The sequence below is a fragment of the Bacillus sp. FSL L8-0654 genome (genome assembly GCF_038629965.1).
In the GTDB taxonomy this organism is placed as follows: domain Bacteria; phylum Bacillota; class Bacilli; order Bacillales; family Bacillaceae; genus Bacillus; species Bacillus safensis.
In genome coordinates this window covers 789,413-806,596 of the sequence record NZ_CP152026.1, presented here as the reverse complement: position 1 = coordinate 806,596, position 17,184 = coordinate 789,413, and the positions used below count along the sequence as shown (strand labels likewise).

Below are 17,184 nucleotides of genomic sequence, written 5' to 3'. Positions count from 1 at the left end.
ATACACTCGTTCCTTCCTTCTACTGAATGGTTCTTCTTCTGACAACAAGAAGAACAGTTCCAGAAGCTACTAGTAAAATCCCTGCATACATCAAATAACGCAGCCATTCTTCACCAGTCTTTGGCAGCTCACCGTTTGAGTCATGAGGCGGATGCTGATCCCCTTTATCTGAGGCTGGAGGATTCGTGTGGTCCTCTTCATTCTTCACTGGTGCATTTTTCACAATCATTGTCTTGATCTCCACTTCGCCCATTTGAATTGTAAAAGCGAGCGGTTTCTTTAAAGCTACATAACCATCCGGTGCTTTCGTCTCTGTGAGTAGATACTCTCCAGGTTTAAGCCCTTTGACAATGGCTTCTCCGTCTTTTCCTGTTGTCACAGATTTTATGGTTTTCCCGGCTTTTGTACGAATGTCAAAGGATGCCCCTTTTAAGGTTCTATCTGTCTGCTGATCTACCTTTATGATACGCAGACTTCCTAAGATCAAGTGATTCTTCGCTGTTAAGTGAAGCGGCTTCTGCTGATTTTTCTCAATTGTGAACAGGATCGGCTTATCATCCAATTGATAGCCATGAGGTGCTTTCGTTTCAACGAATTGATATTGTCCCGGTTTTAAATCATTGATGTGAAGCTTTCCTTTTTGGTCCGTTACAAGTGATTTCTTCAACGTTTTTCCTTCTTTACTCAGAAGAGCAAACTCTGCATTTTCCAGCGGGTGTCCCTCATCATCCACTTTGGTCAGTTCCACTGCTCCCGGCGTCAGTTTGTTAATCATTTCTACTTTTGCTGGTTTGTCTTGACCTAAACGAATCTTAAATGAGACAGGTGTCTGATCCAGTTCATAGCCGGCAATGCTTGCTGTTTCGACAAATTGATAGGTGCCTGGCTTCAGTTGATCGACTGTTAGTTGACCATTTTTGTCTGTCTTTAAGTCTTTCTTTATACGTTGATCGTGCTCATCAAGCAGATCGAAGGTCACTCCATGGAGTAACTGACCATCTTCTCCTTTTTTCTGAAGCTGCACAGCACTTGTCGTCCGAATATTTTCTTTTGTCACTTTCACCAGTTGTTTTGGATTGAAATCAATCTTAAAGTCTACTGGTTCTGCATCTAGTTTATGTCCAAAAGGAGCCTTCGTTTCAACCAATTGGTAAGCGCCTGGTTTCAAATCGTTGACGGTGATGATGCCTTTCTCGTTGGTTGTTAAACCTGACATCAATTCTTTACCATCGTCATTGAAAAGGGTAAATTCTGCGCCTTTCAATCTTTCTTTTTCTTCCCCTATTTTTGTGAGTTCTACAGAACCTTTCTTAAGCTGATTGATTGCCTCCACTTGAATCAACTCTTTTTGACCTAATTCAACTTCAAAGACAAGTGGTTTCGCACTCAATTGATAGCCTTCAAGACTCTTTCTTTCAACAAATTGATAGGTTCCAGGTTTTAGCCCTGTGAAGGTGATCTTTCCATCCTGATTGGTTGTGATTCCTTCTCCTCCTGCCACTATCTTTCCTTTATCATCAGATAGATCAAAGACAACCCCTTCTAATGATTTCCCATCTTCGCCTTTTTTGTGCAACAGCACTCCGCCTGTTTTGCGGCTATTTTCTTTTGTCACACTGACCAGCTTCTCAGGGTTAAATGGAATAGCAAAAGTGACAGGTGTTTCGTCAAGCTCATGACCGAATGGAGCCTTCGTTTCAACAAACTGATAGGTTCCAGGTTTCAGATCGTTGACGATGATTTTCCCGTTCTGATCAGTGACGAGACCTGTTTTCATCTCTTTTCCATTTGCATCTACAAGCTTAAATTCTGCTCCTTCAAGCACATCATCCTTTTCACCGAGCTTCGTGAGCTGAACAGATCCAGTTTTGAGATCATTGATCACTTTGATCTCTGCTGGTGTTTTTTGTGCGATTTCGATGGTAAAAGGATAAGGTTTATTATTCTTTTGGTAACCATCAACACTCTCTGTCTCCACGAGCTGATATTTGCCCGGTTTGAGATTATCGACCAAAAGCTTCCCATCTTCATCTGTTGTCAAATCTTTACGCACAACTTTGTCATTTTGATCCAAGACTTCAAATCGAACACCTTGAAGCTTCTTGCCATCTTCCCCTTCTTTTAACACTTCTAATGCACTTGTCTCATATAGGTTCTTTTGCGAAATGACGACTGGTTCCTTTGGATCAAGTGGTACTTCAAATTTGATTGGCGTTTCATCTAATACATAACCATCTGGTGCTTTTGTTTCAACGAGCTGATACGTACCCGGCCTTAGTTCGCTTATCGTGATCTTGCCATTTTCTCCTGTGACAAGCGAATCTTTTAACTCATGCCCGTCTTGATCTAAGAGCTTGAACTGTGCACCTTCTAGTCGCTCTCCGCCTTCACCTATTTTGCTCAATTCTGCTGAGCCTTTGATGATGTCATTTACTGCGGTGACAGTCGTTGTTTCTGTTTGATTTTCTTTAATGGTGAACGGCCATTTTTGCTGATTTAATTGATAGCCTTTCGGTGCGTTTGTCTCAACAAAATAATAGGAACCTGGCTCAAGATGTTTGAAAAGGATTTCTCCTTTTTCGTCCGTTTTCAAATCGGTTTGGACGGTCTCTCCAGATTCATTTTTCAGTTCAAATTCTGCATTCTCTAATGCTGCACCCGTCTCTTTGTCTTTTTTCGTTAACTTGACATGCTGGCGGATTTCTTGGTTCTGCACCGTCATGCTATTTCCTGTTTTCGCTTGATCTCCAGATTCGTAAGGCTGATCAATCGTTACATGGATTGGATCCTTCGTCTTAATATAACCATCAGGTGCTTTCTCTTCTGTCACGATATATTCACCATACAGAAGACGATCAAATCGAAGAGCTCCTTCTTCATCTGTTGTCTTTGTACCAATGACGATGCCGCTCGCAGCATCTGTCAGAGAGAAACTTGCTCCTTTTAGCGCTTTTCCACTACTCGCATCTACCTTTTTAACGGTTAAAGCACCAATCGATCCTGTGCCATCTCCCATGCCAGCGGTGCGTTTCACCACAATTGAGGCTTCGGATTCCTTTTTGATTTCTTTTACATTTTCACCTCTAAACGTTACTTCGTTTTGAAGTGTACTTCCCACTTTATCTAAAATGAGAGATTGGTATTCTAAAATATATGGCCTTGTGATTTCTTCTTTAAATTTAATTTGAAAAGAATCTGGATCAAATTCAAGGTCTAGCTCATAATCCTTCCCTTTTTCCAGCTCTTCTGCTTTTGTCACTTGCCCCTTTTCATCTATTGTCGTCGAATAGAGATGAAATGAGTTTTCTATTATGGCTTGGTTACTGCTTGGATGGTCTATAATCGTCGCATCTTGGACTGTTGATTGACCAAAATTGATATTCAGTTTCCAATCAATGACTTTCCCTTGCTGATTTCCTGATTTGCTCGTGTATTTCCCCCCATTTGGAATGGACACCACTGCATTCACATCAGATTCTTTTGTCTGCCCATCATAAAGGGTCGCTTTATTTTCGTAGGTTTTCTGTACTAAATCCATTCCTTCAACACTTGTTTGATACGTGATTTTGTATGGAGAATCAATGGCTTTTTTGAAAATCACTTCGAAGCCTGTTTCTCCCTTTTCATTTTCAAGGAATTTGATGTCATAATGTTCTTTCGCTAATACCTCTTTTTCTTCTGCTCCATTTTCCCCGCCTTGTAAATCAAGCGAATAGACGATGATTGAATCTTTAAGCAAACGCTGGTTTCCTTGAATGAAATCCTCGATTCTCGCCTCTTCTAGATGTTTCAAGTTATAGTTCACACCGATATTCCATGTGATCTCTTTTTTCTTTGCATTATAAGTTCCGTTTTTGAAGCCATTTGACTGCGTGTATGTGTCAGGCGTGAAGACAGACTGATTTTCCTTCGTCAAATCTTTGCCATCTTCATTTACCCATTCAAGCTTTACATGATTACGCAAGTTCTTTTGGTCTTTATCTGCTCTTTTTTCATAATCAAAAGACGTTGTATATGTGACGGTATGTTCTGTCTTTATTTCTTTCGTAAATTGAATATCAAATCCATTTGCATGTTCAACGATTTGATAATCTGTGCCTTCTTCAAGCACTGTATTACCTGTCGTCACTTTTAAACTATCTTTTTGCAGCGTCAATCCTTCGTTTGTAAACGTATCTTTTAATGTCACATTGTTCATCGTTTGTTGATCTTTGTTGAAGGTGATACGCCAGGGAATGGTCTTGGTCTTGTAATTCGGTGTTCCATGATTTTTCGTTAGGATTTGCTGGTCAATTCTTTGCTTCCCTTGTTTGCTCTCTTTGCCAGCTGTTACCGTATTGATAATCTCTTCAGCTTCAAAAATCCGCTCGGTTGCTTTTGTTTGATAGGTGATGAGATAAGCCGATTGAATATCTTGATTGAATTGCAAGGTAAACCCGTTTTGTTCATCCTTTTTTTGAGGTTGAACCACATAATTTTCAAACGCTTTTGTTCCTGCTTCATTGCCATTTTGATCAATTGTGACTTCTTTGACTTGAATGGAATCAGATATCAGCGCCTGTGTGCCGTTAAAGAAGTCTTCTAACAAAGCGTCCTTTTCAGCAATCTTTTTTTCGTTATAGTTATAACGAATTTCCCATGTAATTGTTTGTGTGACTGGGTCGTATTGGGCGGCTTTTTTATTTAAAGGACTGCCTCTTGTCACATTCACTGTGCCTTCTGCTGAACTGATCACTTTATCACCAGAGACAAGGGACGCTTTATTACGAAACGCAGACTGGTCTTGATTCGTAATGTCCGTTTCATACATTAAACGGTAAGCTAGATGAACGTCATCTTTAAATTCAATCGTGAAATCTTGACCATCTGCTGTTTGGCCAATTGTGTAGTGGTTTTCGTCAAGCTGCTGACCAAGCGATGTTTCACCATTTAGCTTTGTATCAATACGATAAAGCTTGATTGAATCTTTTTTCAACGCCTGACCTTCTTGAATCGGATCTAACAGTTTCGCTTGTTTCACATCTTCTAAATCCATATTAAAATCTACTGTCCATTGAATGGTTTCAGCATTGTAAGATCGATTTGGTTCTCCCTTTTTAGAGACGTTTGGGCCATTTGGAATGTATTGAATCGGGATTGATATTTTATCCTTTCCTTCAATCGGGGTAATGACCACTTCTTTTTCTTCAGTAATGACAGTTTTTTTATCTAATTGCGTCCACACTTGAAGTGTTCCATGGATATTTGAATATTGTTTAATAAAATCAGTGAATTCGATGGAGGCATTTCCGCTTTCATCTACAGAAAAATAACCAATGGTTGCCTGATTAAATTTCATCTCAAGACGATCGATTTTTTCATAAATCACTAATTCCTCTGGAACCTTGAAATGGAATTCATCCCCGCCATTATAGCTATGACCGTTCGGGATGGCCCACTCATAGTTAATGGAAATCAGCGAGTTGATATCAGGCTTTTCAACTGAATTTCCTTCCTGATCTTCAAAGATTAATTTCGCATCAGTGAGGAGATTTTCTTGTATCAGCATTTGTTTTGAAACACTTTGCAGCCCTGCACGCTTAGATACGCTCACTTTGTTTTTTAGTAATTCATCTTCATCGTTTTGTTTCGTTTGAGCGGCTTCTTGATTGTTAGAAGCTTTATCTTTCTCAGATGAGATTGAGTCATCTTTTGGAAGGCTTTCTTCACCCTTATTTTGCTTTGTTTTCTCTTCTTGCTGAGTTATACTGGTGACATCGATGTCAATTGATCCTTCTAAATTTGGATCGATCTCAACATCTTCTTTAAATTTCACCGTCACTTCATTTTGTTTTGAAACGGTATACTCGCCAACAGGTATGTCACCCACAGTAATGGGTTCCTTCTGCTCCTTCTCTACCTGGATGGCTGAAGGAAGAGTGAGAACATACGGATATTGTTTTTTTAGATCAATTCCTTTTATAGACCAATGCACAGTGGCCTTTCTTACTTGCTGATCTTCCATGCTTGATAACTTATTGCCTTCGCTATCAGCAAATTCAATATCCCCATAAATGTTTTCTTGAATTTCTTTTGCTTGTGCCCCTGCTAAAGGCAAGACTCCTAATATACTAGACTGTATGACTAGCACTGTAATGAGTGCCAGCGACAATATTCTTTTCAATACATCCACCCTTTTCTAAAATTAATTTTCAACAACGATAAAAAAATCATTAGTATACTGTCAGATCAATCACCCCGCTTCTGATCAATATTTTCTAAAAATTGCACCTTAAGACCCTATGAATAAAATGAGTTGATCAATCATGAGCTTGAAAGGTCATCATGAGTAGTGGATTGAGTAAATGGATTGGGGTCTATAGAAATGGGGAATAGTGAGAGGATCGTGAAAAGATTAAATGTGAATTTTTATATTTATACTGGAATGAACAATAAACGATGTGTACATGCATATATAAGCATGTATTCACATATGGTTCGTTCATATGAAACAAGCATGTATCATATCGTATGTAAGGTGAGTCAGTTCAGCATTATATAAATCGCATTCCTTTCTACTCCCTTTCATATGGTAATCAAAAATCTGCTGCGTTTTATTCTTACATTTACCGTTTCAACAGCAAAAAAATAAACTTAAATATCTAAAATGATCCATTTTTATAGGATTCATGGCTTACTTATCACCTTTTAAAAGAAATATATGGAGAATCAGGGAATAACATTTGTTTTCGTCTAATTTTTTTCTCTTTTATCATGAAAAGTGAAGACAAAACGATTTAGCCTAAACATTAAAATCATTTTATGCCTATTTAGAAAATCAAATGTTCTTTAAGTGAACTTCATCATATAGAGGCAAGCCAAGGGAAGGAGTTAGTTGTTTAATGGAGCTCATTGATAATAAATCAAAGAGATGGATAAACATTTTAAAACTGCTTGTATCAAAAGATAAGTGGTGGAGCCTTCAAGAGATATCGAATGAAAATATCGGTTCCGTTCGTGCCATTCAAAGCGATTTAGAACAAATGAAGTCGTTCCAAACAGAGAACGGAGAGCCGTTAATCCACATAAAGCCAAGACAAGGCATATCCATTTGTTATACACAGACGATACGAGTCGACTACTATATCAAAGAAATTCTAAAAGATACGATTGAAATTCGATTGATTGACGGCGTTTTCTTTGAACAAAACAGGTCTTTCTATGAATGGATGGACACGCTGAATATCAGTAGATCCACATTGTATAACACCATTCATAAAATCAATTCGCTTCTTATCTCGTATGACATTGAGTTACGACCAGATAGTATGCAGTTCCATGGGAATGAGAAGGAGATTCGTCAATTTTTTGTGGAATTTTTGTTTGAAGTCTATGGAAGCAGGCTTTGGCCATTCGATGATATTCAAAAGCAGGATGCAGTTGATTTTTTACATAAGCTTTTTCAGGTGCTCGAAGTCAATCTACCTGATGTGGCTATAGATAAATTTTGCCTATGGCTCGCCGTTTCCATACACCGAGTGAGGAAAAATTTTTCAATACGACGCAATTATAGGTACTCATTGGATCAGGAAAAACAAACAGCTACAGCTAAAGGTATCTATAATCAAATCAAAAACTTGGAAGAACACGTTTGCCAAATGACAAAGGACACTTTTGGTGTTACGTTGGATCGTCACGAATTTGTCTTTTTACTATTGATTGAACCAGCTATTGGCCATTATAAATCAATTGAAACTGTCGAAGAAAAATTGATGTTCTTTCAATCGCATACACCACACCTCTTCGAAGCCATTCATTCCTTTATCAATCAATTGGAGTTGATTTTTCATCAAGAGGTGGCTAATCGCAAGGCGATGACACTGATTCTTCTCCAATATTATGTGTATTCTAGGGAAATTACCGTAAGAGATGGATTCCTTTTCAAAAAGAAATCGAGGTATTTATCAGAGGTAAAAAAACAGCTTCCTTACTTCTATTCGAGGATTACTCATATCATCCAAGAGCTAAAAACAGACGATATACTTGCTTCTTTAGTGAAAAATGAACGAGAATTGATTCGTATCATTACTTCTAACTGGAGGGGGCTTGTTCATTTGGAAATGGATCGGAGAAACGTGTTGAACATTTTTGTCATTTCAACATTAGGTTATAATCATAGCTTGTTGATTGCGGATTTAATTAAATTAAGATTGCCTCCTCTCATTCATATTTTCACAAGTCCAGAAAATACATTAAATGAACTGACAATGGATCGACTTGGGATTGATATGGTTGTGACCGATACTGAACTTCCTAATCAATTAGGACGGTCTACGCTGCTGATCAGCTCTTTTCCAACAAAGAAAGAAGTGGACAACTTGCACTCAAGATTGGTTGATATGACAAACTAATATTCACAAGAAAAGCTGCTGAGGAGCTCTCAAGCAGCTTTTTTGCTTCTGTATTAATGAAGTGCTATTTGTTCATTCATCAAATCAATGGCGTAAAGCGATTGCTCATATTCATCTAATAGAAGGTAGACTTTGAGCGGTGCAGCGGTTTGATCTGTCTGCTGCGTGAATAGAACACAAGTGAATTTTTCGATTCCTTCTGGCAGCTTGCTTTTCAGAAAAGGATGAAGAATAGGAGAGATTCGAAGGGTATCAACATCTTTCAGCCAAAGCTCATCTTGTAACGCAGGATAATGGTCAACCAAAAACTGACGAAACACTTCCAATGTACTCAAGGTAGATATCCTCACTTTCTTCTATTTATGGCTTTAAGCTTACCTAAAAACAAACATGTTCAACTCATCCTATGATCTTAGTCCGCCTAGTTTCGCTTACTACTAGAGACATGATTTCATTTTTTCTTCTAAAAGATTTGTAGATCAACTTGACTGCAATGGGTTTTCAATATGTATGACGTTTACTATATGAAATACGAATTCCAACCGATGGACCTATGATCATATTCTTATCTGTTTCTTTCGTGATGAAACGACAACTTCCTTCTACAAAATTCCATTTTTATTCTAAAAAGAGGAAAATGGGATAAAAAAGAACAGTTGCTCACTGTTCTTTTAGAAGTTATGAAAGGTCTGTCAAAGAGAACACTTCACCGCTCACTGCATCAACGCCTTCATGACAGTCGAGCTTTCCGCATAAAACATATTGTTTTTGCACATCGTCATAGACGTAGATGGGTGTAAGTTCGAGGTGTTCTCTCAATGTTTCAAAGGCTTCTTTCTGAGATATGGTGATTTCACTAGCTGTTTGAGATGGATTGAGTATCCCGCATACTTGAAACATTTCTTTTTTATCTATGTAATTAATGGCTTCAAAAGTGCTGGCATCAATGAAGACCTTGATCTTATCCATAAAACCACAGCCTTCTTGCTCATTCGTTTTTAATATCGCTTCGATGTAGCCATGATCGCGATGGAGTGTTTTTAACACCCACTTCCCTGTATCCTTTGAATATTTTTGCGCCAAAAAGGTTCGAACCGCTTTGATACACTCAGCCTGCTCTTCTTTTGAGATCGGGAATGTATCCGGTGAAGGCTCCAGTGAGAAGGCTTGTTCAGCAGTAATGTCCTCGTTTATATTGATTTCCTTTTTTTCAAAGGCTTTGTTTAACGGTTCATTCCACTCCATGACCTGATGCATGTGTATACAATGTGTTTCTTCACGCCCAATTTCAAACGGTATCGTTCCTGTTCCATCGTTCTTGATATAAATTTCTTCTAACGCATATATAGGGCGGATTCGATTCTGCTCGAAGGATGGCCAATCAAACCGCTGCACTTGCTGCTGAGCTAAATTCTCGATCCTATCAATGGAAAGCACATATTCTTCAGTTCTTAGTCGTTCTTTTGCCATAAATGGCCCTCGATGTATATAGTGAATGAGCTGCCCATGTTCATCCCATTTCACTTCGATTCTGCCTGAAGGCGTCACTTTCACACCATCTATTGCTTCTTCGAAAAAAAGTTCCCCTTTCTCCTTTTGATGCATATGAAAATGCTCACCATAGACCAACCCTGTTTCTTGTTCGATCCATTGAATGACATGAGCTGGATAAGGCCTCTTAAATGTGACACCATTCTTCGCGAAGGTTTTATCCATGACAAAAATAACCGTTTCACTCTGGCCTGTATTCAAGTTCACGTCAATCACAGCTGTGCCGTCCGGGTTTAGATCATCGTCCTCGGGTTCAGCTTCATGAGAGGGAAACCATTCCATATTCAATGTATAAACCGTTTCATTGAACATATTGACGTAGCGATGAAAACTGTGTCTTTTTAAATAGTAAAGATCTAAACCAAATTTCGCCTTTGTCTGATCGATCAGTTGTTGAATGTTTGCATTCATTTGTTTCACCTCAAAATTCAGTTTTATGGAAGAAAAAAGATGACGATAAATCCGAATATGACAATCACTGATAATAATCCTAAAGCCATTGCCATCATGTTTGATTCCTTTGTAAAGCCTTTTAATCCATGCGCTTCCGTCGATCGGTCGATTTTTCTAAAGCGATAAAGCATGCTTACATTAATAAGAGCTAGAGTTACAAATAATAAGAAAAGTAAAAGTATAGGCTGTATGCTTAAGAATGGAATCGTTACATCTTGGAAGCTAAATGACTGGAGGAACATCAGACCACTCAATACTGCTTTCGAAATATTCTCTGACCTCTTTTCTTTCTCCCACTCTTCCCCCAATTTTTCTTTTTCATAAATGGCTACCTGCTCGAAAATAGGAATGAAAGACTTTGTCGATCCTTTTTTAATAAAACCATAAATACTTAGAAAGAGCATGATAATTCCTAAACAAAGAAAGAAATGTATAAATCGAATGTCAGACATTTGAATCAAGATAAAAAAAGCGACGATCATGATCCCGGCTATTAAATTAGAGACGATTATTTGTTTTGTCCTCATCTTTTTCAGGGCAGCTTGTTCCATGTAGTACTCCTCTCCGTTTTAAAGGTTTCTGTTGAACGCTCTATCTCTATTATGATTTTAACGAAAAAATGTTTCAATATTTTCCCTTTCTACTGTCAATTCGGCTTTTTTCGCAAATGAAAAGACGCCCATTATTCAATGAACGTCTTATTCATCTTCATAAAATCATTACATCATATCTGAGCAGCCGATCTGTCTTTTATTTGCTTAGCTGCCATGTGTTTAAAGTCCTCAATAGACAGCTCTTTTGACGTTTTTTCTCCGTGCTGTCTAATATTCAGTGTTTTTTCTTGCCTTTCTTTATCGCCGATGACCGCGATATAAGGGATTTTTTGCATTTGTGCTTCTCTCATTTTATAGCCAAGTTTTTCATCCCGCTCATCGATTGTGGCCCTTATTCCGATACTTTTTAATTGCTGCTGCACCTCTAAGCAGTGATCAAGGTGAACAGTTGAGACAGGGATGATTTGTACTTGTACTGGTGCTAGCCATAATGGGAAAGCGCCCGCAAAATGCTCGATGAGAATACCTAGGAAACGATCTAGAGAACCGAAAATGGCACTGTGAATCACAACTGGCCGTATCTTTTCATTTTTTTCGTTGATATATGTTAAATCAAATTTCTCTGGCATTTGGAAATCCAGCTGAATTGTGGCGCACTGATGGCTCCGCTGCAGGGCATCTTTAATATGAAAATCGATCTTCGGGCCATAAAATGCCCCATCTCCTTCATTTAGCTGGTAGTCGACCTTTAGACGATCAAGCACATTTTTTAGCGCTGTTTCGGATATATCCCAAATAGCGTCATCCCCTAAGGCTTTTTCTGGACGAGTGGATAGCTCGACGGAATACTCAAACCCAAACGTCCGATACACATGATCAACTAATTGAAAAATCCGTTTGATTTCAGCTTCAATTTGATCTTCTCTCAAAAAAATATGGGCATCATCTTGGCAAAATGTTCTGACCCTGAACAATCCATTTAACGCTCCGCTAAATTCATGACGATGCACCTGACCAAACTCAGCCATTCTAATCGGAAGGTCTCTGTATGAATATAAGCTGTTTTTAAACATGAGCATATGCCCTGGACAGTTCATCGGTTTTAAAGCAAAGCTTGTATGGTCTACTTCTGAGAAATACATATTTTCATGATAATGATCCCAGTGCCCTGACTTTTCCCAAAGCTCTTGGTTCATCATAAACGGTGTACTCACTTCTTCATATTGCGCTTTGCCTCGCACTTCTCTTGAAAAGGCCATTAATTCATTTCTGACAATCTGACCTTTGGGTAAATAAAACGGCATACCTGGCGCTTCTTCTGAAAACATAAAGAGGGACAACTGTTTCCCTAATTTCCGGTGATCACGTTTATTTGCTTCTTCCATGAAATGAAGATACTCAGCTAGATGATTTGGATGTTGAAACGCCACACCATACACTCGCTGCAAGACATCCTGATGACTGTCTCCCCGCCAATAAGCCCCTGCAACACGTGTTAGTTTAAATGACTTTAAGTACCCTGTAGAAGGTACATGCGGCCCGCGGCATAAATCTACAAATTCTCCTTGCTGATAAACTGTGATGGCTTCTTGAGAGGGTAAATCTTTTAAAATATCCAGCTTATATGGATCATGTGCAAACAGCTCTTCAGCTTCTTTGTAAGAGACCTCTTTTCTTTGGATAGGATGATTCTCATTAATGATGTTTTTCATCTCTTTTTCAATTTCAGCCAAATCCTCTACACTTAATGTTTGATCGAGCTTCATATCATAGTAAAATCCATTTTCGATGACAGGTCCGATCCCCAGTGTGACATTGTCATATAACCTTTTCACAGCCTGGGCTAATACGTGGGCAGATGTATGGCGCATCACTTCAAGCCCTTCTTTTGAATCAAGTGTGACAATAGACAGCCGAGCATCGCTGTTTAGCTTTTCACTTAAATCAACCATTTGATCATTGACCTTACCTGCCACTGCTTTTTTTCTTAAGCTCGGACTAATATGGGAGGCAACATCTGCAACAGTCGTACCTGCGGGAAACTCCTTTATCTTTCCATCTGGAAATTGAATCTTCACCATGTTTTCTCTCATAACCGACACACCTTTCCTATTTTTTGAAATAAAAAAACACACCCATCCCGCGTAAAGGGACGAATGTGTAATCCGTGGTTCCACCCAAATTCCCATAAAGCGTATTCGCTTTATGGCTCTGGTGCCGTAACGTGGCATTGACGGTATTGGATACTGCAATTTTCCCCAATACAGCTCAAAGGTGGTAAGACAGCTTTTCTGCGTTAGGAAGATTTCAGCGTGACTCCCCTCTCTGGTAACCGTAAAAGCTGCTCATGTCCTTTTCAAAGCAATAATCCTATAGGAGTGTACAAAAAAACACACCCATCCCTCATAAAGGGACGAATGTGATATCCGTGGTTCCACCCAAATTCCCATAATGCGTATTCGCTTTATGGCTCTGGTGCCGTAACGTGGCGTAAACGATATTGGATACTGTGATTTCCCCAATACAGCTCAAAGGTGGTAAGACAACTTTTCTGTGTTAGGAAGATTTCAGCGTGACTTCCCTCTCTGGTAACCAGTAAAAATCGCTCATGTCCTTTTCTTCGCTTTTAATTTCTCCATATCTTACATGATGATGATGGATTGTGTAAAGGATTATTTTGTACAGTGATAAGAAAATTCATTCTTTAAATGTAATATTGCGCGTATTCACTTGGGCTGTATTCAATTTGAAACGCAGGAGATAAGGCTCGTTTCACTTCTTCAGTGATACGCTCTCCTTCTTGATTGAACTTCCTTTCCATGTCTACGCCATTTGGCAGCAAATCATCGGTTTCTTCGTCAAACCAGCGGCCATACTGTATGTTCCAATTCCAGATCTTTGAGAAAAGAGTATCACTCATTGGTACATCATCTCTTTCTAAATGACATTCGCAATACCCACACTGAAAAGGTTCACCGTAATCTCCTTCAATTTTCACAAAGGGATGATCCTTAAACTCTCGACAGCACACCCATTTTTTGAAGTGCTGACCGAACTCTGTCAGTTTAATCGAGTAATAACGCATGGAAGTTCGACTCCCTATCATGTCAAAAATGCCTTGATCAATTAATGTCTTGATTCGATACTCAATAAAATCATCGCCGATATACTGATCTAAATAACCGATGATTTCTCCTATTAAACGTGGAGTTTTGATGAATTCCTCTTCAGGCTCAGACTGATGAACCCGCTTGGCCATTTTCACTAAATAAGCATCAAATTCATCTTCTGGTACGCTGATCACTTGTCCTTTTTTCCATATCCGCAGCGTATGATTTTCTTTAGCAAGTGAAAGCCATTCATTTTGTAATCTTTCTCTCTCTTCTTTTGTCACTGGGTGAATATGCTCTTTACTCTCATACAAAATTTTAAATTTTTCAGATGCGATTTCTCCGGAATGTCGAATATCCATTCTTCTTATATTTGTATTGAACAGCTGATCAAATGCTGTCGTTGTATTGATTACTGACAATTCTATGCTTTTCTCTTTTAATAAATAGACGGCATATCGCAAGCCAATTTGCTCATGGGCATTACTGCCTGTCCAGAGAAGTATACGACTGCCAGCTTTTATTTCTTTTATTTGCTGAAGCATTCTGTGCTGATCATTGACCATGTCGTCAAAATAGCCATATTCATTTGACATCACGTTACGCAGCCATTCTATACGGTTCGCTTGTCCTTTATGTTCGTGTAAATGTAGAAGTGGTCCAATCGAATAAATATCATCAAAAGCGATGATATCATCTATTTGATCTTGCTTCATTTCACGTACTGCTTGTTTTAAACTACCGGCAGCTGCCGCCCCAAATATGATATGTATCATTATTCGTCTCCCTTTATCTTACAGTTTATTTCATCTTCACCTATTCATGGTTCTTGCGTCAATTCTATTGAGTCAATTTCATTCAAAAGTATGACAAGGAGATCAGGTATTTACAGAAGTAATAAAGCAGAAGTGCAGAAATAAGAATTTTTATAAAAAAAAGCCCACGAAATGGGCCAAGGAACTACCCTAAATAAGTAGTTCCCACAATACAAAACTAAATTTGTATGTTCACTAGTGAAATCGTTCATGTTACCTTCCTTGCTCCATCACCTTCAAACTCTTCTGCTGAGAGATTCGATCAAACGCCACCATCAAGATGGTCATGAGTAAAGCGAGAAGAACCGTTCCAGCGCTGATCCAGCTCAAGTGCAGTATAGATGTCCTGCTCAATACAAGCCCTCCTAATCCCGAGCCTAAAGCAAATCCGAATTGAATAAACGATGTATTGACACTTAATGCGATATCAGGAGATTTGGGTACAAGTGTGACGAGATACAGCTGCTGAGCTGGAGATGTGCTCCATGTAGCAATCATCCATATCATGATCACCGCCACCATGACCACGAGATTCCCTGTCACAAATGCTAGCAGCATCAGCATGATGATTTGTAGAATAATTCCGGAGAAAATCGTGAATGTTGGGCCTTTTTTATCTGCTGCAACCCCTCCAAGACTGGAGCCCAAAAAGCTGCATATTCCCGCTAGTAATAAAATGCCGCTGATTTCTGTGATGCTAAGGTTTGCTGATTCCTTGCAGGAAGGGCGTTAAATAGGTAAATAAAGTGGAATATCCGCCTACATAAAAGAGTGTAACTGCCACTGCAAGCAAAATTCGCTTATCTTTTAATATCGATAATTGCATACCTAGCGTCACCGGTTCTTGTTCTTTCATAGAAGGTATGCGCCTATACACAACAATCAGCGGAATGAGCGTGATCAATCCAATGGCTGCAAATAATGCTTTCCATCCAATCATGCTGCTTAGAAATGTCCCGATTGGAACACCTAAAACTAAGGAACTGCTCAATCCCATTAAAATGATACCAATCGCTGTTCCTCTTTTTTCTCGTTCGACAAGACGAGTGGCCACTGCCATTGCCACCACAATGGCCGTCCCCCCACTAATTCCTTGTAAAACCCTAGTCATCAGCACCATTTCAAACGAATGGCTGACACTTGTGATGATATTACTTAAAGTAAAAATGATCAGCATCCATGATAATATTTTTCTGCGGTCGATATTGATGGTCAGTGCAATGACAATCGGCGCGCCGATTGCTGCTGAGAGCGCTAATGATGTGACCAATAAACCAGCAGCAGATGTCGTGACCTGTAAATCATCTGCGACCATTTGAATAATGCCTGTAATGATATATTCGATCGTTCCAATTAAAAAGGCTGCTAAAGCAAGTAAATAGACAACGGCTTTATTTTTCATCGTGGCTTTTCTCCTTTGGACAATGTTTACGATTTGACTTCATTTTTTATAGGAATTTGAATTTCAATGAGTCTTCCTTCTTCATTTTCAGACAATGGGTAATAAATCTCTCTCCCCGGCTGATCTTCTTTCACGCGGTATCCGTTATGTTCGATCCATGTCGCCAGATCAACACAAGCAGTTTGTGCAAATGGAGAATCTGAATGAAATAAGAGCGTCGCCATGGTTTCTTCAGCTGGTAACGTACGCATCGTGATACCCTGAGGCAGAGAGCCCCTTAACGCTTTCGTGGAATATCCCACCTCAAATTCGAACTCACTTTCTTTAGCAATTGATTCCCTCCACAGCACGATTTGCGGCTCCGAGTTCAAGTCTTGCGGATGTTTATGTAACAAATGATGAAACGTTTGAAAGAATGAAGGGATTTCGTCAACAGTTCCATGGGATTGAAAAGACATGATGCGTTTGCTTTCAACCGATTTGATGATGACCTCCTGTTCTTTTTCAACACACCCCTCTCGTTTGATGAGGTGCATCCGCTCCTTAATACGCGCTAATTTCTGTTGTTCTCTCTCGATCAATTGCTGAATCTCACTCTCTTTCAAGAGAAACATGCCCTGAAGCTGCTCGACAGAAATATCTTCACGAAGAAGCTGACCCATTTGCTTTAATGTAAAACCTAATTCCTTGTACAGAAAAATTCGATTGACCTCAAGCAGCTGCTCAGCTGAATAATACCGGTATCCGGAATCTTGATCGATCTGCTTAGGCTTTAATAAATCAATCTGGTCATAATACCTTAAGGTTTTGACAGGGACTTTACTTAACATAGAAAAATCACCGATTTTGAACATCCTGCATCTCCTCCGATTTGTTGATCTGATCAAAGTATAAACCTTTCAGTAAAGG

Annotated in this window: 8 protein-coding genes, 1 pseudogene and 2 other annotated features; of the genes and pseudogenes, 1 reads left to right on the top strand and 8 read right to left on the bottom strand. The window is 39.1% G+C overall.

Going from position 1 to position 17,184, the window contains the following annotated elements:
• Positions 1–19: 19 nt before the first annotated feature.
• Complete coding sequence (locus MHH65_RS03925) at positions 20–6,172, bottom strand: SpaA isopeptide-forming pilin-related protein (RefSeq protein ID WP_340719355.1); 6,153 nt, start codon at positions 6,170–6,172, stop codon at positions 20–22.
• A gap of 709 nt (positions 6,173–6,881) precedes the next feature.
• Here MHH65_RS03925 and MHH65_RS03920 point away from each other — a divergent pair.
• On the top strand, positions 6,882–8,390 hold the full coding sequence (locus MHH65_RS03920) for a helix-turn-helix domain-containing protein (RefSeq protein WP_335351037.1): 1,509 nt from the start codon (positions 6,882–6,884) through the stop codon (positions 8,388–8,390).
• Between the two features lie 53 nt (positions 8,391–8,443).
• Here MHH65_RS03920 and MHH65_RS03915 read toward each other — a convergent pair whose 3' ends face one another.
• From MHH65_RS03915 to MHH65_RS03885, 7 genes and pseudogenes are all read right to left on the bottom strand, one after another.
• A complete protein-coding gene (locus tag MHH65_RS03915; protein WP_024425245.1) occupies positions 8,444–8,725 on the bottom strand; it encodes a hypothetical protein in 282 nt (93 codons plus the stop codon).
• 343 nt (positions 8,726–9,068) lie between these two features.
• Positions 9,069–10,352: a hypothetical protein gene (locus MHH65_RS03910; protein WP_111927637.1), complete on the bottom strand. Its 1,284-nt coding sequence runs from the start codon at positions 10,350–10,352 to the stop codon at positions 9,069–9,071.
• Between the two features lie 23 nt (positions 10,353–10,375).
• Positions 10,376–10,945, bottom strand: a complete 570-nt coding sequence (locus MHH65_RS03905; RefSeq protein ID WP_101676712.1) for a hypothetical protein — start codon at positions 10,943–10,945, stop codon at positions 10,376–10,378.
• Positions 10,946–11,118: 173 nt separating this feature from the next.
• The gene (gene thrS / locus MHH65_RS03900; RefSeq protein WP_111927636.1) at positions 11,119–13,041 is read right to left on the bottom strand and encodes a threonine--tRNA ligase; all 1,923 of its coding nucleotides are present in this window, start codon (positions 13,039–13,041) and stop codon (positions 11,119–11,121) included.
• Positions 13,042–13,093: 52 nt separating this feature from the next.
• Positions 13,094–13,317 (bottom strand) — a binding site (T-box leader).
• Between the two features lie 37 nt (positions 13,318–13,354).
• Positions 13,355–13,578, bottom strand: a binding site (T-box leader).
• Positions 13,579–13,652: 74 nt separating this feature from the next.
• Positions 13,653–14,834 carry a DUF1835 domain-containing protein gene (locus MHH65_RS03895; protein ID WP_111927635.1) on the bottom strand — a complete coding sequence of 394 codons (1,182 nt, stop codon included), beginning with the start codon at positions 14,832–14,834 and terminating at the stop codon, positions 13,653–13,655.
• Between the two features lie 252 nt (positions 14,835–15,086).
• Positions 15,087–16,275: pseudogene (locus tag MHH65_RS03890) on the bottom strand (MFS transporter).
• Positions 16,276–16,301: 26 nt separating this feature from the next.
• Positions 16,302–17,129, bottom strand: coding sequence for a MerR family transcriptional regulator (locus MHH65_RS03885; RefSeq protein WP_268413732.1), 828 nt, complete (start codon positions 17,127–17,129; stop codon positions 16,302–16,304).
• Positions 17,130–17,184: the final 55 nt, after the last annotated feature.

Coding starts and splice junctions, on each gene's coding strand:
- MHH65_RS03920 (WP_335351037.1), top strand. CDS start 6,882: ATGGAGCTCATTGATAATAAATCAAAGAGATGGATAAACATTTTAAAA.
- MHH65_RS03910 (WP_111927637.1), bottom strand. CDS start 10,352: ATGAATGCAAACATTCAACAACTGATCGATCAGACAAAGGCGAAATTT.
- MHH65_RS03905 (WP_101676712.1), bottom strand. CDS start 10,945: ATGGAACAAGCTGCCCTGAAAAAGATGAGGACAAAACAAATAATCGTC.
- thrS (WP_111927636.1), bottom strand. CDS start 13,041: ATGAGAGAAAACATGGTGAAGATTCAATTTCCAGATGGAAAGATAAAG.
- MHH65_RS03895 (WP_111927635.1), bottom strand. CDS start 14,834: ATGATACATATCATATTTGGGGCGGCAGCTGCCGGTAGTTTAAAACAA.
- MHH65_RS03885 (WP_268413732.1), bottom strand. CDS start 17,129: ATGTTCAAAATCGGTGATTTTTCTATGTTAAGTAAAGTCCCTGTCAAA.